This is a genomic window from Haladaptatus rarus (genome assembly GCF_054177585.1).
In genome coordinates, this window is sequence record NZ_JBPEHG010000017.1 from 70,814 (window position 1) to 93,027 (window position 22,214).

Annotated in this window: 13 protein-coding genes; 5 read left to right on the top strand and 8 right to left on the bottom strand. The window is 55.0% G+C overall.

The genetic code is table 11. The annotated features are described in order from the left end of the window. Positions 1-5 precede the first annotated feature (5 nt). From ACR3FE_RS23700 to ACR3FE_RS23715, 4 genes are read right to left on the bottom strand one after another with little or no spacing between them, the layout of a single operon-like run. On the bottom strand, positions 6-1,253 hold the full coding sequence (locus ACR3FE_RS23700) for an SAVED domain-containing protein (RefSeq protein ID WP_458210313.1): 1,248 nt from the start codon (positions 1,251-1,253) through the stop codon (positions 6-8). Further along, positions 1,250-3,586 (bottom strand): ThiF family adenylyltransferase, encoded by a 2,337-nt coding sequence (locus ACR3FE_RS23705; RefSeq protein WP_458210314.1) that lies wholly within the window; start codon positions 3,584-3,586, stop codon positions 1,250-1,252. The genes ACR3FE_RS23700 and ACR3FE_RS23705 overlap by 4 nt, the downstream gene beginning before the upstream one ends. 7 nt (positions 3,587-3,593) lie before the next feature. Further along, positions 3,594-4,718, bottom strand: coding sequence for an SMODS domain-containing nucleotidyltransferase (locus ACR3FE_RS23710; protein WP_458210315.1), 1,125 nt, complete (start codon positions 4,716-4,718; stop codon positions 3,594-3,596). Positions 4,719-4,743: 25 nt separating this feature from the next. Next, entirely contained in the window at positions 4,744-5,772 is a 1,029-nt protein-coding gene (locus tag ACR3FE_RS23715) for a Cdc6/Cdc18 family protein (RefSeq protein ID WP_458210316.1), read from the bottom strand. 320 nt (positions 5,773-6,092) lie between these two features. Here ACR3FE_RS23715 and ACR3FE_RS23720 point away from each other — a divergent pair, with 320 nt between their 5' ends. Then, positions 6,093-7,268, top strand: coding sequence for a competence protein CoiA family protein (locus ACR3FE_RS23720; RefSeq protein ID WP_458210317.1), 1,176 nt, complete (start codon positions 6,093-6,095; stop codon positions 7,266-7,268). Between the two features lie 27 nt (positions 7,269-7,295). On the opposite strand, the gene ACR3FE_RS23725 is transcribed toward ACR3FE_RS23720, so the two are convergent. Continuing rightward, positions 7,296-8,213: a hypothetical protein gene (locus tag ACR3FE_RS23725; RefSeq protein WP_458210318.1), complete on the bottom strand. Its 918-nt coding sequence runs from the start codon at positions 8,211-8,213 to the stop codon at positions 7,296-7,298. Between the two features lie 315 nt (positions 8,214-8,528). Further along, the gene (locus tag ACR3FE_RS23730; protein WP_458210319.1) at positions 8,529-9,401 is read right to left on the bottom strand and encodes a DUF8172 family protein; all 873 of its coding nucleotides are present in this window, start codon (positions 9,399-9,401) and stop codon (positions 8,529-8,531) included. 132 nt (positions 9,402-9,533) lie between these two features. Between ACR3FE_RS23730 and ACR3FE_RS23735 the strand changes: the two genes are divergently transcribed. From ACR3FE_RS23735 to ACR3FE_RS23750, 4 genes are all read left to right on the top strand, one after another. Next, entirely contained in the window at positions 9,534-12,200 is a 2,667-nt protein-coding gene (locus tag ACR3FE_RS23735; protein ID WP_458210320.1) for a DUF1156 domain-containing protein, read from the top strand. A gap of 200 nt (positions 12,201-12,400) precedes the next feature. Next, on the top strand, positions 12,401-15,634 hold the full coding sequence (locus ACR3FE_RS23740) for a DUF499 domain-containing protein (protein WP_458210321.1): 3,234 nt from the start codon (positions 12,401-12,403) through the stop codon (positions 15,632-15,634). Between the two features lie 39 nt (positions 15,635-15,673). Further along, positions 15,674-18,301: a DUF1156 domain-containing protein gene (locus ACR3FE_RS23745; RefSeq protein ID WP_458210322.1), complete on the top strand. Its 2,628-nt coding sequence runs from the start codon at positions 15,674-15,676 to the stop codon at positions 18,299-18,301. 35 nt (positions 18,302-18,336) lie between these two features. Further along, on the top strand, positions 18,337-18,732 hold the full coding sequence (locus tag ACR3FE_RS23750; protein ID WP_458210323.1) for a DUF8076 family protein: 396 nt from the start codon (positions 18,337-18,339) through the stop codon (positions 18,730-18,732). A gap of 11 nt (positions 18,733-18,743) precedes the next feature. On the opposite strand, the gene ACR3FE_RS23755 is transcribed toward ACR3FE_RS23750, so the two are convergent. Both ACR3FE_RS23755 and ACR3FE_RS23760 read right to left on the bottom strand, forming a co-directional pair. Next, on the bottom strand, positions 18,744-20,546 hold the full coding sequence (locus ACR3FE_RS23755) for a hypothetical protein (protein WP_458210324.1): 1,803 nt from the start codon (positions 20,544-20,546) through the stop codon (positions 18,744-18,746). Then, positions 20,539-21,771: an AAA family ATPase gene (locus ACR3FE_RS23760; RefSeq protein ID WP_458210325.1), complete on the bottom strand. Its 1,233-nt coding sequence runs from the start codon at positions 21,769-21,771 to the stop codon at positions 20,539-20,541. Before ACR3FE_RS23760 ends, ACR3FE_RS23755 begins: the two co-directional genes overlap by 8 nt. Positions 21,772-22,214 lie beyond the last annotated feature (443 nt).

Sequence of the window (22,214 nt, forward strand, 5' to 3'; positions counted from 1 at the left end):
GGTTGCTACTGCTCTTCAGATGGTGTATCTGAGTCATTCGAGAGTGGCTGGGTCTGTAATCGACCAGCAGGATAGTATCGCCCATCGTCTTTGTTGAAGAGGTAGGTCTGGATTGGCCGGAGTGTATTCGATTGTTGGCCGAATAGAAAGGCAAGCCCCATGGGACTCGCCATGAAGAGATGTATCGTCGATGTTTTTGGCAGCTGTTTGATTGCGTTCCGGACCTCAGTACGGAACACATCGGCAGCATGGACTGCCTCTGCAGGGGTTAATTCTACACCGGGGCCATCTTCGGGTGTCAATTTGAGAACCCCGTTGAAATCCGGAAGCTGATCGTGCATCTGATCTATCTCGGGCTGTACATCGGCGGCAACATTGACGAGAACAGCTAGCTCGGACCCGTGGTTCGGACGTCGTTGAAGAGCGCCTTCCACTCCACTGTCCTCTTCATCGATTGCAAGCGTCCATTCTGTACCTCCGTAAGTACCTCTGGGTTGCACCCACGATGCTGGAATACGGCGTGTGGTCGGGAGACAGTACCCGGCTGCAAATGCAGCCGGAAGATGCGTTCGACCGCGGAACCGGAGGGGGCGGCCTGACGCTTTCTGGCTGAGGCAGTCGGTGACCGTAGATAACGCCGGGATTAGACGCTGATTCCACTCCTCTTCTGAAGGGAGTCCTTGTTCGAAGGAACTGGACCAGTCGATAGCAATCGCGGGATCGATATCATGAGCTGGTGATTCGTAGGTGTCGAGTGAACAGTCGATAGGCTCACCGTCCGGTAGATATCGATCAATTCGCTCTATACGCTCTGATAACACAGAATCGACGACATCTGCAGCTTCGTCAGAAGTGGTCGCTTCAAGGGGGACCATCTTCCAGGCGGAGAAATCATGCAGAATCGGTGCTTCGTTGAGAATTGATTTGGCTTCCCCAACGCTGATATCGGGACACGGCACGATGACAACGAAAAAATCGTCATCGGTCTCCCATCGTTTTTTGAACCCTGGTAGCTCGTCGTTGAGGATGATGTCTGATTCGGACACTTCCTTACTGACGAGCGCGATGCCACTGGCCGTTTTCGGGTTCTCTAACTGTTCGATAATCTCGTCTCTGAGTGGCTCCGGCTTCAAATCAAAGATATCCCGCCAAATCGGAACACCGTGCCGTTCCAGCTCCGATTGCAGGAAGTTGGCGACGTCCGTCTGTTCGTGCTTATAGCTGAGAAATACATGGCCACTTGGGTCAGTCATATGTCATCACCGGCATTAAGGGTTGTCGCAGCATCTGGGTTGTCAGTCAGTTCTAGTTGTTCGTATTCCTTACCATCATGGAAGAGATAGGCATTGATCGTGAACTGACCTTCCTCGTTCTGACCAACGATGAAGAGGAGTGGGTGAGGACAGTCGTAGCCGTCGTCAGCAGCTATCTCATTCATCGCCTTGCGATCTTTCCTACTGATGTCGGGTGAAGCGTCAGGATGGTAGTGCCATTCGCCGAGATAGTCGATGCCAATGCTTTCCCTGGCATCTTTGAGCCATTCCTCGACTTTGTCGGTTCCCCGGAGGAATCGCGTTGGTTCTTGAATGGAGTCCCGCGGTGGGTCTCGAGCATTGACTACCAGTGCTGGTCCATCGATCCGGTCGGTTCCAGCGAGAATACCGCCCGTCTCACAGGGATGCTCTTTTCGGCAGCGATCGTACATCGATTCGAGACAGGTGGACGGAATCTGTACGGTGATTGGCGATTCTGGCGCCTGCCATATCGTTCCGTCCTGGAAGGGCTGTGCCGCCCGTGAAATCGTTGGCAGCTCGTCGTCATCACCGGTCTCGAGCACGGTGAGGGTATTCTCACGCAGACTCAATGTCGTCGCCTGATCGAGGAGCCGTGTCACTGTTCCAGCCCAGGTCATCACCCGGTCAGTTCGGATAACCGATGCTGGGTGCCAGCAGCCAACTCGCTCGGGAATCGCATCCTCGTCTTCATCCCATTCGATCTGTTCTTGCAACCGCCATGGATCGAACGCTTCGTTATAATCGCTGTACGGGAAGGTGTGTGAGTAGGCAGTGAAGCAGAACAACCGATTTGCTCGCCGTCCCATGGCAGCGGAGCAGAACACGACCGGGTGATCCCATCGAATCTCATCGAGAGCTCGACGAACTCCCCGTGAAGCAGTACAGTCAATCACTACCTCTGCTTCTTTAATTGGCTCTGGAAACTCCCCGCTCGATGGAAAGGCACTATCTACATCGATGACCTGCGCGTACGGCGCAACTGACTGGAGCCGGTCTGCGATTGCTGACGCCTTGTTTCGCCCCACGTCATCAATTGTTAGCGTGTGGCGAGCCACGTTGCCGATCTCATACGCGTCGTTGTCGACGATGGTAAGCTGCTGACAGCCGGCTCGAACTAGATTTTCAGCAACTGCACTGCCGAGCGCTCCCACCCCGATGAGCACGATACTGCGATCCAGAAACCACTCCGTCATATGTCCGCGTCTGGTGAGCTGCTCATGCGACCAGTTGTCCGAGTCCAGCCACCGAATCTGTTCCTCTCTCGCTTCTCGCCGTTCAGCTATCTCTGGTCCCTTTCCAGTATCTCGAAATCCGCCGGAGAGGTCATTCGGATCTTTGAACTCCTGTATCTCGATTGGTTGCCAATAAATGATCTCAGGATCGCCGTCGACCGTTGCTGGAATGGGAAACCCGATTAGAAGGATCTTGACCGGTTCATCGTCTAACACGGGCTTGATATTTGCCCGTAGTTCGTACGGGTCGGTCTCGGTGCCATCGAAAAACACGTCTAAATCTTCCCACGTTTCCGGAGCCTGCCACGGTGGTTCAATCGGTACCTCTTCTAACAGTGCCCACGCCCCGGAAACAGAGTCATCAGGATTCGCATCGATGTATCCTCCCCATTGTGGCTGATAGACGACTCCATCGTCGCTGTCTTTGAACGTTCCAGTCGCGTATGTCTCCTCGGCGGTCGGCAACGAGCAGAGATTGACCGTACCCCACTGTCCATACCTCTGTTTCCAGTCTGAGAACGACTCCTGCGTCTCGTTGAACGCGATGGTCGGAGCCGAGCCCGAACTCGTATCGAACGCCGGGATTTCAAACGGTTCATCTGGTTTCCGAAGTTCCCCTTGGGCAGCATTACTCAACCACCGTAATGCTCGGTCCATGTGCCAGCAGAGGCGATCACGACCTGTGCTGGGTTCGCCGGTGGCTCCCGTTTGGCTGAGAGTATGTCCATACCGAGCAACGCAGATATCTCCTCTTCGCCACGGGGTGTCGTCACTTCCAGCAACGTTCAGCTTCTGGTGGGGGAATGTGGCGGTAATGGTGTTCTCATCTTGATCCGCAGGATAGATCCCGATTGAACCGGCGGGGTACGTATCCCGTAGATGGAGATACCATTCCGTCTCGCGTGGCACCTCTGGATGGGGTTCTAAGTCGTCTGGACAAAGCCGGATCTTAACGATCCACCGTTCGTTGCTATCGTGTCGATATGGGTCATTGAGGACGGTGACACCGTCCCGTTCGGCAATGGCTGTGACTGCTTCTGTAATTTCGCGGGGAGGCATTATCGAGTCAATTGTCCGTCTCGGCGAACTGGTGGTCCGATGGATCGTCTACTTGCGACGATGACCCCAATGACATCGCTTTCTCCCCTCCATCGTCAGAATCGTCGTCACTCCCGAATGGAGGGAATTTCTCACCGAAAAGTTGGTACCAGTATTCTCTCGACGTTTCTTTGTCCTCCTCATCCAGTGCCGTTCGCGCGAGCTCTGCGGCATCCTCTGCCTCATCGTAGAACGCCGCGAAATCTCCTCCGTCGATTTGCTTGAGGACGTTATTCTCTGGAGTCTTTGGGAGACCGTGAGCAGGCAAGACGGGGGTTTCCTCAGTCATCGCTTCCGTTTTGAACTGCCGTGTGATCTCTTCGAGCGTCCTTGTTACGCCTTCGGCGACACTGTCGATATCATGAGGACAGCACTTACCAACGATGTGTTCGAGGGGATAGCTTGTCGGTCCCTCAACGTCGGGGGTCTTCGTTCGCCGCCACCATTTGATGGCTTTGACAACGTTCACGTAGTGACCATCCGTGATATCGTTCTTATTTACGGTGAAGGCGATAGTCGCAAGGGGATGGGTATTCTCCCACTCGTTTTCATCTCGATGTGGGATCTTGAGCGGTTCGTCCTTCCACTCGTCGTCGCCATCGGCCGAGATATTGAGGGCCTCTGCAACCGTCGAAAGGTCGTCCGGACTCAGTGCTGTTCCTACGTCCAGTGAACCCAGAGATTTCACGACTTCGCGTGTCGCCTCGCTGGGTGCGGCTGTCAAGACGAGATCGATTTCAACCTCCTCTTCCTCGATCTTGTAAGAGTGCGCATTTGGTTCCCACTTCCCCTCATAATGTTCCTTCAGGAACGGTTCACATTTTTCCAGCGCTGCGTCGGCATCGATGTCGCTGCTGAGGTCTGAGACAAAGACGACGTCAACGTCGGATTTTTCGTCTTCCTGGGGTCTGAGGGCCGTCCACCGACGATAGCTCCCTTGGAGGAAATCTGCAACGTAGAACTCGTCGATGTCGTCGTCATTCTGCAAGCGATCACGGAGAGTTTCGTGGCCCTCCTTGTAGGCGTCTTTGTGATTCTCCTGCGGCCGGATGTCTGACAGGAACGTTTCGAACAGTGTGGGGAGTGTGGTCATGATGTTGTTGATGTTCTGTGATCTTTTAAGCGGTTGCTGAAGCAACTGAGGTCGTTACGATCGAGTATTCTCTATCTCGACTCGTGCCCTCCGCCTTGAGAAGATTGTACTGCGCCATCTTCGAGAGATACGCCCGGACGGTCCGTTTCGTCCGGGGGTCATCGACTTCCTCAGTGTAGTGGTCGTGGATGTCGCTTGGCCCAAGCGGGCCGTGTTCGCGAACGATGTCGTAGACGATCCGCTGGTGGGGTGTGAGCGAATCGAGGCTCTTCTGCTTTATCTGGGCCCGGGCATCGGTTGCAGCATCGAGGAGAATGTCGTCGGTAATCCTCTCGGCATTCTCACGGTCGGCCTTACTGGCCGCCGAGCGTAGAATCCCGATGGCGAGACGGGCATCACCAGCAGCCGCATCCGCAGTCCGGTAGAGCTGATCGTCGGTGATGACATCTTGGTCGAGGCCCCATTTGGCACGAGCCTGCAGGATGTCGTACAGTTGCTCGTCGTGGTAGCTGTCCATTCGGACGTGCTCGCTGGAGCGGAGTCGACTCACAAGGCGGTCGTCGACGCGGCTGAACAGCTCTTGTTCCTGGTTGGCGATACAGATGATCGCAAACTGGGGGAGACTGTGCAAGTCGTAGATGACGCTGGCATCCTCGAGTTGGTCGGCCTCGTCAAGGATGACGACTCTCCGGGGGCCGTCGTACTGCTGAAGCCGGTCAACCAATTCGTCGTGGGGTGTCGACTGGCGATGAATGTCGATGGTTTCTCCGAGCCCATCGAGAATTTGGTAGAGCGTTCGGAATCGGGTGTAGTTGCGCCAGCAGTTGACGTAGGTGGCTTCGACGTCGAGCACCTCTTCGCGGAGGCGTTCGGTGACAAACTGGGAGATGCAGGTTTTCCCGACGCCGCTGGGGCCGGTGACGATTGCTGTGTCGGCGGGCTCCCCGTTCGTGATCGGTTCGAGAACACTGGAGAGGTGGTTGACCTCCTGGTCGCGATGCTCGACTTCTCTGGGAACAAACCCGGCACGAAGGACGCGAGCATCGCGAATCATGCGGTAGTGACAGACTGATTTCTCGTCAAGACTTATAAGCATGACCGGGTCCTTTCCGGAAAGTAGCTAGTGGGGCTTCTAAGAGTCGTGACGACCGTACGCAGTCGAGCGGTTTCCGTCTCTGCACCCGCCTGTTTCCGGAAATTTCCAGAATCACCTTCCATTCCGACGGCTGAGAAATCGAATACAGCTGTGAACTCGCGTAGTGCGGCCTGAAGGCCGCCTTTCTCCAAATTAGACTCATTCCCGAGCTCCACTCAGACACTCACTTGTCAATCAGCGACACACTCAAATCCATCCTTTGAGTGACTTTCAACAACGTGCCCTTCCGTGCGCTGCAGAACGGTACCGTCGTCGTGCCGGCAATGATTCCGGATCAGGAGGCCGTCGAGTGTCCGGAATGCCAGGACGTAATGTATCCACGCGACGGCGACGGACGTGCTCGCCACTTCTACCATCCCAGCACAGACGCTCGAACATCTTGCTCGATCGCAGCGACCGGTGAATCAGACACCCATGCTCGGTGTGTCGCCCTCGCAGTCGCAGCTCTTACCGAACAGTTCGGCCACCAGGCCGCACAGTGTGCGCCGGAGGTGACACTCGACGTCTCCGACAGCGGGAGTGAACACAGTACTCGACGGGCCGACGCACTTTTAGAATTCACAACGCCGAACGCCTTCTTCGGTAACGGCGTCATCATCGAAGTTCAGCACAGACACCACGAGAAGGATATCCGAACGACGACCCACGACTACCTGACCGCAGGGTACTCCGTCGCGTGGCTCTCCTCCCAAGACTTCGGTACGGACCAGCTCGACTATTCGGTCGTTAACGACGCCTTCGCTTCGAAGGACGCCCCCGGGTACAGCGTTCGCGACTACTCGGCGAGGCGATTCATCGAGTGTGAGAGCTACCAGTATTCCGGCGAACACAACTGGGGAACTGTCCCTGGATACGTCCTCACCTGCGAGGAAGACTACGAAATCTGTACCAGCCGTCCCTGCACCCTTCGCCGTCAATACGATGAAGACGCCAGCGAGTACGTGTACAATCCGGAGTCGATTACGACCCCCGACCTGCCATTACGCGTGCTCCAGAATACGCTGGTCGTCGAGTATCCCTCCGATTTCGAGGAGCAACTGACCCAGCGCTACCATGATGCAGTACTGGAGAAGGCACTTGCTGATCGACCTGAAATCGATCGGTGCCGCGGTCCGAAAGGGTTCCACGAGTGGGGAGCGGCTGAGGCGGTCTGGACGAATTTTGCCGACCAACCGAAGATCGAGCTTCAGGAATGCCAGTACTGCCCGGTTCGTCTCCTCACAAACCTTCGAGGCTATGCAGACGAGCGGACGGACATCTTCTTCGGTGGACCGCCGGATCCAGACCTGAATCTCGTGACCCTGGAAGAGAAACCAGAACGCTGCCAACACAGAAGCCACAAGGAAGGTGCGTGGTTCGAATACTGTCCTGATTGCGGCGAGACGAACCCGTGATTGTTTCACCCCAATTCCAAAGAACCGTCAGATGGCCTCTCGAACCACGTCGTCGAATGCAATCAACACCTGCTCAGGGACGAACTGTTCGAAGGAAGCGGATCCTTCGACAAACCCGATTGTCACTCGTGGGTGCAGCGGTTCACCTGTCTCTGGTGAACGAACGTCAGTCGGGAGAGACACGAGGCCGGTAGCTGCATCAAGCTCCGTATCTCCTCGGCGAAGCAAATCCTCGACGATTGAGTCGACCCGCACGTCCGAGATACTCCCAGACTCAGGCTCCTTCGAGCGAACCTCGATTTCGCGGGTGTTATCGTAGGCGTTCGTATTCCGGAGTCGAAGGGTCGAATAGCCGTCGACGCAGGCGTCTTCAAACCGACCTCTGAATCCGTTATCCAGGAACGAAACTCGTGTTGCATCGTCCAGCTCGAAGTAACTCTTGAATGCTTGGACGGTCGCATCTGCCGTCCCTTTGTCTGGGGCGCGAACTGCAAGGAGTTGCGTTCTCGGCTTGAACGTCGCGACGGTTGTCGGTCGGTCTTCCTTCGTGAGGGTCAGTTGGGCCTGTGATCCTGTTTCGGGTACGTTGCAGACGACGAAGATTCGGTCGTGTTCGCTCGTGACGGTCTGGACCTCTGACCCGTAGACGCCCGGCGAACCGACATCACCGACCCGACCCGTCGCGCCCTCCGGCGACACTTGGTGTAGTCCGTCCACGCGATAATAGTAGACCGTTCGAGCCCCCGCGAATTGGAGCTGTGACGCGGCTCGTCGCAGCTGGATCTGTGAGAGTTCGTTGAGGGCGTCGGCAAAGCTCCGGTCATCGACGTCCATCGAGATACCTGCGGCCTGAAGGACGCGTCGACGAGCCGCTTGTGAGGGAAGATTGCGGATGAGTTCTTGTGGAGAGGCGTCGTTCTGGGTCGGGTCCAGCGGGAGATTCATACTCTTCATCTCAGCACCAGTATCTTACAACTTCTCCCATCTCGAGAGCGCCTCAGATCGAGTCTTGGAGTAGAGAATCTTTGCATCGGTGTAGGAGGAATACCCGTGTTCGAGCCTATAGCGGTGGATTGAGGGCGTATGATACTCTTCTGGTGCCATGCAAGCGTTTATACGCTGGAAGAGTCAAGATTAGGTTGACCAATGAGTCTTGATGAGGCGGTTGACGAAGCGCTCGCGACGTACAATATGTCGCGCAGCGAAGAGGCCGAGGAAACGGGCCGAACAGTCGCCACGCTCCAAGACTAACAGAGCCACTTAGTCGAGGTTCCGAATCTTTTCAGCGAACTCTGCTTTCGATAGCCCCGGCGTTTCCTTCAGCTCCGGATAGCCTGCGCGTTCGACGGCCTCCTCGACGAACTCGATCCAGAGCTCTTCATGCTGCTCCGCGTAAACGACCTTCGCCTCACTCGGGTACATATCCAACTCGTATGCAGTCAAGTCGATTTCGACCGCGTGTTTCCGCTCAAGCGTTCTCGCGCCGAAGCGGTACAGATGCTTGAAGAGGACGTTCTTCCGTCGAACGGTCAACAGCCGCTTCGACTCGTTGATGTACTCGTTCACCCACTCCCGCCAGTCGTACGATTCTGGGTCGACTTCGACGGACGTTTCCGGCATCGAGAAGTCCGGATTCAGACGCCGGAGGTAGAACTGGACCAGTGCGACAGCCGTCCGATGGTTGGCGTTCGGAAGTGCGTGTTTCAGAATCAGGTTCGAGGCAAGCCGACCTGCAACAGCTGTTGCTGAGCCCTTCCACGACGTCCGATTGAGAACATCGGCAAGTCCATCTACATTTTCCTTCTTGTACGCCTCGACAGGAACACCTTCCTCCTCTTCGTTCTGAGCGATGAGGGCGCGGTAGATCTCGAGCAGCCGAACGACGATGGTGCTGTTGTCCTCGCTCATCTCCGCGAGTGACGCTTGTAGATCGAAGTCAATCTCACGAACGGGCCCACCACCGACGCGGGACGTGTAGACGACGTAGAACGCTTCGTCGATGTCGTACCTCTGGACCTTCACTGCGACGTCGTCGTAGCCGACGATCTGCGAGACGATCTCGGTGGGATCGGGATGCACGAAGTCAAGGGAGAACTGCTTGTCACCGGGATGGTGGTAGTAGACGTGGCCCATCTGCGTACGTAGTACTACACCGTCAGTGCTTATTTATCAAGTTCACGAGCGGGATGTCTCTGCGTGAAGCGGTCTGCGACCAGTTGCGTATTTTTATATGACTCCTGCAGAAAAGGTCGGTAAGGTCGACTAATGTCTCAACAGGAACATTCTGAGGAATCGGAGGGCCGCTCTGAACTCCCCATCGAGCGCGGCTTCCCGATCGAGCGAGTGAATGAGATTGCGGAGAAAGAGAGCCGAGCGAAGCAGTACTACCGTCCCGTTTACACCATGCATAAATGGTGGGCACGGCGGCCGGGGTGTCTCTTCCGGGCTATCTCGCTCTATTCGCTTCTCGATGAGAATACGACCCTTGATGATGTCGAGGTGTATGAGCCTGGTGAGAACCAGACATTGGGGAGTAACGGACTGAGCAAAGAGAATCTCGTTGAGGCGATTGGCGATGTCTCAATGGACGATCCAGAATCTCTCTGGGAGTTCTATCCGAAGGATGTCCGTATCAAGAACAAGAAAATTCTCGATCCGTTCATGGGTGGTGGAACTTCGCTCGTCGAGGCTTCTCGGTTTGGGGTTGACTCTGTCGGGGTAGATCTCAATCCCGTCGCTTGGTTTGTTACGAAAAAGGAACTCGAAGCGGGACAAACCAATGTCGAAGAACTGGAAGCTGCCTTTGAGGAGGTGAAGGAAGATGTCGCTGACGAGATTCTCCAGTACTACAAGACTCCATGCCCAAATGGTGACCACGACGCCGACGTGATGTACAACTTCTGGGTGAAGGAGCTGGATTGTGTCTCATGCGGTCATACTGTTCCTCTATTCAAAGACTATCGTGTTGCGGCCGGACGCTATGAGAACGACGACAAGTACAACGTCTACTGCCCCGAATGTGATGGGGTTACACTTGTTGACGATTGGCAGGACGAAAGTGAGTGCAACGAGTGTGGCAATTTGTGGACTCCGAAAGAGGGAACCGTTTCCCGAGGCGGTTACTACAATTGTTCCGAGTGTGGTCAGAAAGAATCCATAACGAACGCTATCGCTGAGCAGGGTAAGGCTCGGACGCGGCTTTATGCTTTAGAGTATTATTGCGAAGAATGCGATAGTCAAGGTCGTCAAAAAAGCCAATATAAGGGGTATAAAGAGGTTGAGCCCGCTGACAAGCAACTGTTTGAGAAGGCAAAACGTGACTGGAACACGAGGACCGATCTTCATGATTATGTTCCTGACGAAGAAATTCCTCGTGGCGCAAAAACTGCAGCATCTGCGGTCGACGGGAGTGATGTATTCCAACATGGCTTGAAGAAATGGATAGATATGTTCAATGAGCGCCAATTACTCTGCCTCGCGACACTCCTGAAGGGTATTGAGAAAGTGTCCGATCAGAACGCTCAGGAGTATCTGCTTCTTGCATTTTCGGAAGCACTTAATTTCAACACTATGATGGTTCCATATCAAGCGGCAAGGAACCATACTACTAACCTTTTCAAGTCGAACTCATTTGACCCCCCACAGCGCGCATCCGAAGGAAATCTATGGGGAACAGAGTACGGAATTGGTAGATTCCGGAGTACGTACAACATGATCGTCAAAGGAATTGAGTATGCTGGGGCACCCACAGACCGATACTTTGAGGATGGAAACGTAGTTGAAAGCCCGAAATTTGCCCAACCTATCGGTAATAATTCAGAGGTATACCAGGATGATATGCGTAATATTACTGCAGAAAATGAATTTGATGCAGTAATCACTGATCCACCCTATTATGACAACATAATCTACTCCGAACTGGCTGACTACTTTTATGTCTGGCAGAAGATCCTGCTAGAGGACGTCTATCCTGGCTTTGACCGAGATCAAACCCCACGAGCTGAGTCTATTGTTACGAATCCCTACCTTGGGAAGACCGCAGAAGACTTCGAACACGAGATGGGTGAGGCATTGGCAGTAATCAATCGTGCCCTGAAAGACGACGGGACACTCGCGTTCACGTATCATCACAGCGATGAGGAGTCTTGGGGTGAACTACTAGAATCACTCTGTAACAACGGGTTCGAAGTGACTGCTACGTATCCGATCAACTCGGATATGATGAAATTCATCGGCGGCGAGTCTGTTTCATTTGATATCACTATCGTTGCCCGTCCAACTAACGAGCGCAAACCAATTTCGTGGAATCAGCTCCGCCGGCGTATTGTTAAGACTGCAAAGAAAACTCGTGAAGCGCTAGAGGAGAATCGCGAACTTGCTAGTGGGGACATCGGTGTCATCGAGATGGGTGAATGCTTCCAGGAGTATTCCAAGCATCACGATGAAGTCCGACGTGCGGGCGATATAATGACCGCAAAGGAGGTTGTCACGGAAATCTACGGAATCATCCAAGAGGGTGAACGTGGTGAACAAGATGTTTACCTTGATCTTCTGGAGGAGTTGAAACCATCCTACAGTGATTTCAACAAGCATCTCAAGCGTTCTGATGCGTCTGAAGAGACAATGAAAGAGATGCGCCTCTTCCGTATAGATAACGGTGACTTCGTCCTTTCCGATTGGGATGATGAAAAGCGCCAGGCGTATGTCCAGAGTCGAGTTGAAGAAGGCAACGGAGATTTGACTACTCTTGATAAGGCTCATTTCCTCCGTTACCGGTACGAGCACGACCGGTCGAGAGAGGAATATCTCAGTCGTTGGGATATGGACAAGCTTCAGGAATTATGTGAAGACCTCGCTGCAGTCACAAGTGATGAGACATACCTGAAGATGCTTGGCGTCAACACTACTCTCTCAGAGATCTCGGACGAGTAACTAACTACTGGGAGTTCCTTTTCTCAGCAGTACTGATTCTATCCTAACTCTATTTTGGCACCAAATTGGGAGAGTATACATTACTATGTTCTTTATGAACCAGTACTAGATTCCTGACTAGCTAAATTGGGTATAGCTACAATTTATGACTCTTTGAATACGCACTTTGATAAGAGAGTCCTCCATCGTGTCAATCATACATGAGCGCGGAAGGAACTCACCAGACCATCGATGACGTTCTGACACTCAGTCCGGAACTCACTGAGGGTGATGGCCTCATCAAGGGTCAGATTCGCCTGTACGACGTTGAAAGCGACGCGGGGACGCTGGAATCCGACGCACGGCGGTTCTTCGATCGCACGCTGCTGACGGGCGGACTGGAGGATTCGATGAAACGCCTCCGGGATACCCTCCAGGGCGAGGACAACATCCGACTCCACGAGATGTACGGTCCGTACGGGACCGGGAAGTCCCACCAGATGGTGGCGATGTATCACTGTTTCAAGTCGCCGGATGTCGTCGGTGACTGGGCGAGCGAGAATATCGACGGACTCGGCGATGTGCTCCCCGAGGATGCACTTCCTGTCGTCGTCTCCCTCCAGAAACAGCAGTACGAGTACCTCTGGGAGCCACTCTTCGAGCGTCTGGACTACGAGCCGAACGAAGAGGAGTACGACGAGGACGGTGGCTACCCGACGATCGATGTCATTCAGGACGCCGTTGGCGACCGTACCGTCGCGTTCTTCATGGACGAACTCGAGGACTGGTTCGGCTCGCTCACGGGACGACGAAAGGAGGCGAACCGTGGCTTCCTCCAGGCACTCTTCGAGACGACCTCCCGTCCGAACACGGAGCTGTTCGCGTTCGTCTCTGTGCTGCGCGAGGGCTCGGGCGTTCACGACATCCTTGCCCGTGAGAACGACCGCGTGCAGGTCAACATGTCCAACCAAGTCGACATCAAGGAAGTCCTCCGTCACCGCCTCGTCGACTCCATCGACGACCGCTCGGGCATGCGGGCGCTCGTCGACCAGTATATCGAGGCGTACGCGGATACGGACTACGTCGACCTCCCGAGCGGGCTTCGCGACGAGATGTACGAGACGTACCCGTTCCACCCCGTGCTCATCGACTCGATGAAGACGCGGTTCTTCGCTGAAACCGAGTCCGGTGCGACTCGTGGGATGCTCTACCTCTTCGCCCGAGTTCTCGTCGACCGGTTCCAAGAGACCGACCTCATCACTCACGGCGAGGTCGATGCAGTTGACTACAATGACGAACTCACGCGCATCAACGTCGAGCACTCACGAGCGAATTGCTGCTTCGACGATATTCAAGACCGCCTCGGTGACGCCGATATTCCGTACGGACGCCCCATCCTCAGCACGGTCCTCATCTACTCGCTGACCCCCGGACTCGCTGAGGGGGCGACCACCTCAGACATCGTCATCGGCACGTACCACGCCGGAGACCGTATCAACGACATCATCGTCGACCTCGAGCGGCTCCAGGGAGAGGTCTACCACCTCTGGCGTTCTGATGACCGCTACGTCATCCGCGAGGACGAGAACCCGCGATCGCTCGTCAAGAACGCGGCCCGTGACGTCGAGGACGATGAGGCGATGGATCTCATCGGCGACACCGTCGAGAAGCTATTCGGCTCAGGAGCGTACGCGGTCGGATTCAATACAGACGAGACGCTTGAGAGCGTCCCCGACAGCCAGAACATCAAGGTTGTCGTGAAGAATGGCCCGTGGGACGAGGAGAGCGTCGCGGAGATCATCAAGAACCAGCCAGCTGGCCGGCAGTGGCGGAACACGCTTGTCTTCGTCCAACCGAAGAACGGAAAATCGATTTCGCCGACCTCCCAGCAGGAGAAATTCCTCGGCAAAGCCAAAGAGGTCCTCGGTGCGGAGATCCGTAAGGACGACGACAACCTATCCGAGGAGATTCGCGAGGACATCAAAGGGCTTCACGACGAGTATGAGGCGGAACTCCTCAAACGGCTGGAAAGCGCGTATGGTGAACTCGTCGACGGCGATGACCTTCTCAATGAGTTCGACTACGCGGCCGAGATTGCGCTTGAGAATCGAGTCGCCACTGAACCGGTGCTGAATGCCAGCAATATCGCTGGAGCAGTAGAAGCGGATCCGTTCGACCTGCAGCGCCACGTCTGGGATATCGTCCAAGAGCGACTCAGCAGCCGAGCTGAGACGACCATCGACGACATCTACGAGCAGTTCCTGATGAGCCCGACGTACCCCATTCCGGGGAGTGTTGCGGATATCGTCGAGGCGGCCGAGAACGGGCTGGAGGACAAACCCGTTCTTGCACACGACGGTAGCGGATTCAAAGACGAACTCCGCAACCTCACGCAGGATACCGTGCTCGTTCTGGAGAGCAACGTCGAGAAGTGGTCGACCGACGAGGTTGAATCCGAACTCCGCAGTCGGTTCGGTTCGGGAACGAAGGAAGTCGACCTCGCAACGTTCGAACTCGATCTCACTAAGCGAACGGACGTGTGGATTCACGACCAGAGCCCCGAGGACGCCGTCAAGATGGCCGCTGGCCGACTCGCGAGCGCGGATCACTACATCCTCGTCAGCGGCAGCGAAGTGCTCGATAAAGTCCGCTCTGACGCCACTCTCCGCGATGTCTCGGACGCCGAGACGATCGGACCGAACGAGGTCCGGTCCCGAATCGAGGAGGCGATCGAAGCTGCCGGTGAGGCCAACACCAGTCAAGTCCTCACGGCGATCCGCAACGACACCGAGGTCTATCTCCCAAAGGACGATACCGATTCAGCGTTCCGGAGCGCGGTCAGTGCGCTTCTCTCAGACGGCTACAAGCTCAAAACCGGCGGCGACTACGTCAGCACCCTCGGTGACCGAGAGCCGACGTCTGTCGTCGTCGCACCGATGGTCGCGGACGACGTCGGCGAGCGCATTCTGGACCACATCCGCGATCTCAACGAGGAGGAGACGTTCAAGGTACAGTCGATACAGACCGACTGTGCGTCGAGTGAGTCAGAGGCCGCGGTCAAGCACTTCCTGCTCGCCAATCTCGGGAAGGCTGACCCTCACTACGTCGTTGGGGCGACCGGCTCGGACGACCCCGCAGACTGGTTCCCCGGTGCCGGGTTCCGTATCCCGCCGGAGGAGGGGTGGACCTTCGAGTACCAGGGCGACAGCCCGTCCGAAATGCGGACGGAATGGGACGACTCTCACGAGTCTGGCTCCGTCTCATACGGCTCACTTTCGTTCAATACCAATGGCGACGGTGCTGCACCAGGTGGACTGCAAGGCATCGCCGAGTTCCAACTGGCACACGCTGACCTCCAGCTCGAACTCGGTCAGTCCCACGAGATCGTCGCCGACATCCTCGAGAACATCCCGGAGGCTGCTACTGGCATCGATATCACCATCCAGTTCGAATGACGCGCACGTTCAAATATCAACACGAGGCCACCGTTCACCATGTCTGACCCAGGCGTGGACTCACGGGACGAGCTCCCTATCGAGCGTGGCTTCCCCATCGAGCAGGTAAACGATCTCGCCGACCGCGAAGGCCGGGCTAAACTCTACTACCGTCCGCTGTCCACGATGCACAAGTGGTGGGCCAGACAGCTCGGCAGCGTATTTCGCGCAATCTCGCTGTACACGCTGATCGACGACCCATCTTCGGTGGACGTCCGAGAGCCTGGACGAGAGGAGCTGAATCTCTCTGATTTCGCTGATGATACTGACGAGCCCCATGCTGGGGTTGATATCTCTCAACTCGTCGATGCCGTCAGCCTGCACAACCCAGACGCACTCTGGGAACTGTACCCCAAGGACGTCAGAGTACATGACAAGACCGTCCTCGATCCGTTCATGGGTGGCGGAACAAGCCTCATGGAGGCGATTCGGTTCGGTGCAGATGTTACTGGCGTCGACCTGAACCCCGTCGCGTGGTTCATCTCGAAGAAGGAAATGGAGGCTCACGAGGTAGACCTCGACAAGCTTCGGCAGGCCTTCGAAGACGTGCGGGATGCTGTTGCTGAGGACCTCAAGTCACACTACCACACGACGTGTCCTCACGATGTCGACCACGTCGCTGATATTGTGTACGCGCTCTGGGTCCGGAAGTTAGACTGTACGTCCTGTGGTGAGACGATTCCTCTGTTCAAAGACTATCGTGTCGCGAACGGACGATACGAGAACGACGGCAAGTACAACGTCTACTGCCCCGAATGCGAGTCGGTCTTTTTGACCGATGACTATCGGTCTGAGTCGGCCTGTACGGAGTGTGGTCACGAGTATATTCCAGCAAACGGACCGGTGTCACGCGGTGGGAACTATGGCTGTCCGTCGTGTGGACTCAAATACTCCATCGTCGATGCCATCGCTGACGGCCAGTCTTACTCTGAGGACCTCTACGCGATCGAATTCTACTGTACAACGTGCGACGACGAAGGGAAGGACCGGTCAACAGTTAAGGGGTACAAGGCGGCCACCAATGAGGACCTCGCTGAGTTCAACCACGCGAAGGACGAGTGGGAGGCTTCCGAATCGCTCCGTGAGTATGCACCTGACGGTGCTATTCCCGAGGGAGCAATCACCGCAGCCTCTCGGATCAACGGCAACGATGTATTCAGCCACGGCTACGAAACGTGGCAGGATATGTTCAATTCGCGCCAGCTCTACTGCCTCTCCACGCTTCTCTCCGCCATAGATACGATCGAAGATCAGCAGATCAAGGAGTATCTCCTCCTCGCGTTTAGCGATTCCCTCATGTTCCAGAACAACTTCGCTCTGTACAGCATATCTGGAACAAAGATTGAGGGCATCTTCCGACAGAATTCGTACACGCCACTCGTCGAATACGCGGAAAACAACGTCTGGGGCACGAGGGCTGGACGTGGGACGTTCAAGAATACGTGGGAGAAGATCGTCGACGCCGTTGAGTTCGCTCATCACCCAACGGAGCGGTACCTCCAAAGTGGGGAGCTCAAGCAAACAGACCCCTTCGATACTCCGGTTGGCGGGGAATACACACTACACCAAGGAGACGTTCGTGAGGTCGATCTTGAGACGGAGTACGATGCAATCATCACCGACCCACCGTATTATGACAATGTAATCTACTCAGAAGTCTCCGACTTCTTTTACGCTTGGCAACGGCTCCTCTTGGCTGATGAGTATCCCTGTTTTGACGCTGAGAACACGCCACGGCGAAGGAGTATCGTCGCGAACCCTGCCGTCGGCAAAGATGACACCAGCTTCGAGACGGAACTCAAACAGTCCTTCTCACGGATGCGGGACGTCCTGAAGGACGATGGCGCTCTCGTGTTCACGTACCGTCACGGTGGGAAGGCATCTTGGGGAACACTACTCCAGTCGCTCTGTGACGAAGGTTTCGACGTCACCGCAACGTACCCAATCTCCGCAAACCTCAGCGAGTTCGTGATGGGGGAGGGACTCAGCTTCAGCGTCATCGTCGTTGCTCGCCCTGCAGGGAAGCGTGAACCAGTCAGCTGGTCCTCTCTACGGCGACGTATGCACAGAGAGGCACGTCAAGCACGCGAAAATATCCGAGAGGGTCAAACGCTATCTGAGGGCGACATCAGTGTCGTCGAACTCGGGCGGTGTTTCCGTGAGTACTCCAAGCACCATGCGAAAGTTCACCGTGAAGGTGCGGTGATGAACGCCAACGAAGTCGTCGGTGAGATATATGATATAATTGCTGGTGATGTCAGCCCTGATCAGATTTACCTTGATCTCTTAGCAATGGAGACTCCTACACTTGAGGATGTAACTCGCCTCTGTCGCGGCACGAATGTCAAGCCAAAGGACCTCCGTCGCCGGGCACTCTTCGATACGGACACCGGCTTCAAATTGACCCAATGGAACGACGAAACACGGCTCGCTTATCTCCAAGAAAAGACTGTGGACTCGCTCTCTGCCCTCGAAAGCGTGCAACTTCTACGATACGACGCTGCCCAAGAGACCTCAACAATGGAGAAACTACGCGGGATGGAAATCACTGGAGAAATGCTTGATGTGGCAACTGACCTTGCGAATCTCACTGGCGATGAGGAGTATCGTCGGCTCTTCCAGGACTAACGTATTTCACACCCCAGTGAGTCGTTCAAAATGACATGAGCGATATCGACGCGGTTGCGGGTATGTACAATATCATCGTCAGCAGCGAGCGAGAGTCTGCAGAATACCGCGTTCCCGTCGAAGAATTCGTGACGAAGCTCGAGAACAGAGATCTCCCTGATGAAATCTGTGTAGCCGGACTTGAGGAGGTCCTCACCGGGAACGAAGACCTCCGCAATCGCTTAGTCTCCACAATGCGCCAGGAAATGGACTACCTCAACAGCCAACGTCCTCTACCAGCGATACAATTCGTTGTCGACGGCGATATCCAAGGTGCTGGCGATTCGTATGAGGTAGAAATTGACGGAGAATTTCACTCGCTACAGCCCGTATTCGGCCGCCAAATAAAGAAACGCGACTCTGGATGGCTTGTGGCCCCACTCCGGGTGTAAATCCCTTGATCTCACATCAGGGCCCATGGCCCCTCCGTATCCACGACGACACCCTCCTCCGTTGACCGGATGAAATACAGTGTGACAGTCCCGTGTTCGGCGTCCCCGTCCGGGGAGTAAATGGGGACGCACGTTGTCTCATGTTGCGGATACTGTGGATGACCTTCTTCGTCGGTCTTCTGGCACGCATCCTTGATTCGAGATTTCGTCCAGCGACCTTGGTCGTCTAACTCGGGCTTGTTCGGCCCATAGGATGAGAAGACGATCGCAGAGATAACTCGATCTGCGAACGTAGCAGCGTTACTGATACTGAACGGCCCACTCGTTTCATAGACTCGTGAGAGATCTCCCTCCGAAGTCCCACTGAGGCACAGGTGGCCATTGGACGCTGCATCAAAAGCCTGGAGTTCGGGGTATTTGAGTGCCAGCGTATCCAGAATGTACTCCTTGATTAATGCCCTATACTCCTCACAGGTGAACTGCTCCTCGGGCGAGATGACTTCGATTTCGCCGTCAGTATACTGGACTGGGAGCCGAACAGGGCGGTACTGTGGACAGAGGAACGCCATTCGGTCACTCTCGGTCAGATATGCGTAAGCGAACATCCGAGACCGCGAATCAGAGTCGTTCACAGGATTCTTCGCCTCTTGGTAATACTTTGAATCCAACACTGCGAGTGTCTCTTCTGAATTCACCAAGAGATGATCGGGTTCGTGGCGAGCGTCGGAGTTTCCTTCGAAGGGGTAGATCGAATGTTCTGGTTTACACTTGACTCCGGACAGTTGGTCGAGGAAATCGATGTTTCGGATCGACTCAATCTCCTTGTTGAGAATGCGATGGGAGTAATCCTGGAACAACGTGTTCATGCTGAGAGCATAGTCGACGAGGAGTTCCTGTGGGCCCCCTCCTGCTTGACCAAGTAGCGTTGACGAGAGTAAGGACTGTGCCGTGTGGAATGCCCGCCGATAGTAATGCCGTTGCCGTGGGAGGTCGTGCAGAGATAGCCGCCGATACTTTCCGATGTGCTTCTGGCTGCTCCGAATCTCCAGCTCTTCCATCCGTTCCACTTCTTGATGTACCATCGAAAGAAGGACGTCCTGGCGGGGATGGTGGTGGCCTTCGCGCTCTTGCTGGAGGAGTCGAAGGAGAAGTTTCCCAGCCATATGGATGGCTGCGTTCACGGGGTTAGAGTACTCAACCTGTGTTTCAACCCATGACGGTGCTGGGTTGCCAGTCGCATGGTTCATCAGCGTCTGTTCTACGTCGACGGATCCGAGTCCTTGGAAACCGTTTCGTCGCCGAATGTTGAGATCCCGAATGAACCCGTTGCGGCGAATTGTCCGAATACCGTGGACGTAGTTAATTGCCAATATCGCAATGATTCGAGTCGATTCAACGCCGCTAGAGAGTAGTTCGTCGAGAGGGACTCCGTAGTACGACTGCGTCCGATCGATGTCGTAGACGGTAAGCAACATCTCGATAACGTGCTCCCAGTCGACCTTCGGTTCGACCTGGACGCTCATGCCGGGTACCAGTCTGACGATCCCGACCACGTCTGAGGGCTTGACATGGAGCGTGTCGTCGACGACTCGTACCGAAAGCACTTGAAGCGAGTTTGAGTCGGATCCTCTCCCGTTCTGACGGGACCGAAGTCGAGGCCGTTTCTTTACGAACTTGCTGCCTCTCCTGACGAAGTTAGCTGCACGGAGTTCCTCTTTGATTGTCGCTGGATCACACTCTTCGACGATGAGCTTCCTGTTCTCTTGGACTGAGCACAGGGAGGTTCCGTAGTCGTATCGAACTGCCTCACTCATACGCGCTGACGCCCATCTCGCGTTCCTCAGCTTCTGCTTGACGCTCCGCGAGGTCGACTGCTGGACTGAGGTCGAACGATTCGAACTGGTCGTCGAGGGTTTCGTAGTGACTAGCCAGCCGATTGATCTGAGGCAATGCCGCCGTATTCAACAACCGAGGGGTGATGTACGTTGCAAACGCTTGGCCGACGGCGATACCCTCTTCGCCGACGTATGGACCATCATTCCCGCAGGCATGTGTAAGGAACTCTGTGACGTCGCGGTAGTGCATCGGTCCGAATTCCATGATACCGTTCTCGCCCGTCGTCGTGCTTCCCTCGTTTATCCCTTGGTGGTGACGCTCGAAGAGTTCACCAAGTTCATCGGTGTCGATAGCGATATCCGAGTCCAGTTGGCCGATCCACCGACTGAAGAGTTCGGCTCGTTCTTCGTCACCATACCGACTGAGTTCGATCATGGCGAACCGTCGGGTGATTGCGTTGTCGAGCTCGTTCACCGTCCGATCCGACATATTCATCGTACAGATGATCTTGACGTCGTTGTTGAGTGTGAGTGGCGTACCGTCGTCATCTTTGAAGATAACCTGCTCTTCGTCCTCGATGGCTGTATATAGAGGCCCGAATACCTGGGAGATGTCGGCACGAGTGATCTCGTCGATGATCACACCCCAGTTGTCGTGATATTCGTTTGCTTTTTGAATCCCTTGTGAGACACAACCCGCTCGACGGTGATACTGTATCTCACCACCCTCCGTCTCGGGTTGGATGCTTCCTGTAATGTCCGCAGGTGTCCACGTCGGAGTTGCAGTATGGATAGAGTAGTCCAGACAGGTTTCTAATGCGAGCTGTTTCGCGAAGTAGGTTTTTCCAGTGCCTGTCGGTCCATACAGCACGATCGGCTTTCCGACCTTGATTGCAGTGAGCGCGTTCTTTCTGACCGTGTCGGGAACGAGCGGTTCATTGAGGTTGTAGTTCCGCTGGGCGACGGTCTGCTTGACATCGAACGGAGTAGTCCTAGACGTAAGCAAGGCCTGCGTGACAACGTCGGTATCGCCGGAGACATCCCGATCAACGGTGAGTGATTCGACTAAGTACCGTAACGCATCCGGGTCAGAGGTCTCTTCGATAAAGTACTCCGCAGTTGAGGCCGAGCCAAGAATAAAACCGCTATACTGCTCTGCTTCCTCACGATCGAAATCCTTCCAACTCGGCTTCCCACTACTCATTATCTGGTGAATGTCGGGGGGGCACAATAAAACAACATGTATAGCCGAAAGTACGTCTGAAAATCCGCGCACCAACGGGTTGATCCAGTAGAAAGAAGCATTACCATGTAGCTTAATCGACTATATACAACCATCTATGACGTTTGATCCGGACTCCATCACCTCTGGACATACCTTGATTCAACGACTTGACCAATACAACCCGTGGTGGAATACTGAGAGTGACGGCTCAACGTCTGCTGAATTCTCGTCGCTGCGGAACGTATTCTATCGGTCGTACGAGGCGCTTCATCAGGGAGATTGTCGACTCCTATCCGCGACCGGCCCGGACGGCACAGGAAAAAGTCGCCTTCTCAGTCAGCTGATTGCGGCGCATATCGACTCGAACTTCGTTGAGAAGTTTTTCCGCGACTCGAGTCACCGTGAACAGGCTCACGAGAACT

Coding starts and splice junctions, on each gene's coding strand:
- ACR3FE_RS23730 (WP_458210319.1), bottom strand. CDS start 9,401: ATGGGCCACGTCTACTACCACCATCCCGGTGACAAGCAGTTCTCCCTT.
- ACR3FE_RS23700 (WP_458210313.1), bottom strand. CDS start 1,253: ATGACTGACCCAAGTGGCCATGTATTTCTCAGCTATAAGCACGAACAG.
- ACR3FE_RS23735 (WP_458210320.1), top strand. CDS start 9,534: ATGTCTCAACAGGAACATTCTGAGGAATCGGAGGGCCGCTCTGAACTC.
- ACR3FE_RS23710 (WP_458210315.1), bottom strand. CDS start 4,718: ATGACCACACTCCCCACACTGTTCGAAACGTTCCTGTCAGACATCCGG.
- ACR3FE_RS23715 (WP_458210316.1), bottom strand. CDS start 5,772: ATGATTCGCGATGCTCGCGTCCTTCGTGCCGGGTTTGTTCCCAGAGAA.
- ACR3FE_RS23750 (WP_458210323.1), top strand. CDS start 18,337: ATGAGCGATATCGACGCGGTTGCGGGTATGTACAATATCATCGTCAGC.
- ACR3FE_RS23760 (WP_458210325.1), bottom strand. CDS start 21,771: ATGAGTAGTGGGAAGCCGAGTTGGAAGGATTTCGATCGTGAGGAAGCA.
- ACR3FE_RS23705 (WP_458210314.1), bottom strand. CDS start 3,586: ATGCCTCCCCGCGAAATTACAGAAGCAGTCACAGCCATTGCCGAACGG.
- ACR3FE_RS23740 (WP_458210321.1), top strand. CDS start 12,401: ATGAGCGCGGAAGGAACTCACCAGACCATCGATGACGTTCTGACACTC.
- ACR3FE_RS23745 (WP_458210322.1), top strand. CDS start 15,674: ATGTCTGACCCAGGCGTGGACTCACGGGACGAGCTCCCTATCGAGCGT.
- ACR3FE_RS23725 (WP_458210318.1), bottom strand. CDS start 8,213: ATGAATCTCCCGCTGGACCCGACCCAGAACGACGCCTCTCCACAAGAA.
- ACR3FE_RS23755 (WP_458210324.1), bottom strand. CDS start 20,546: ATGAGTGAGGCAGTTCGATACGACTACGGAACCTCCCTGTGCTCAGTC.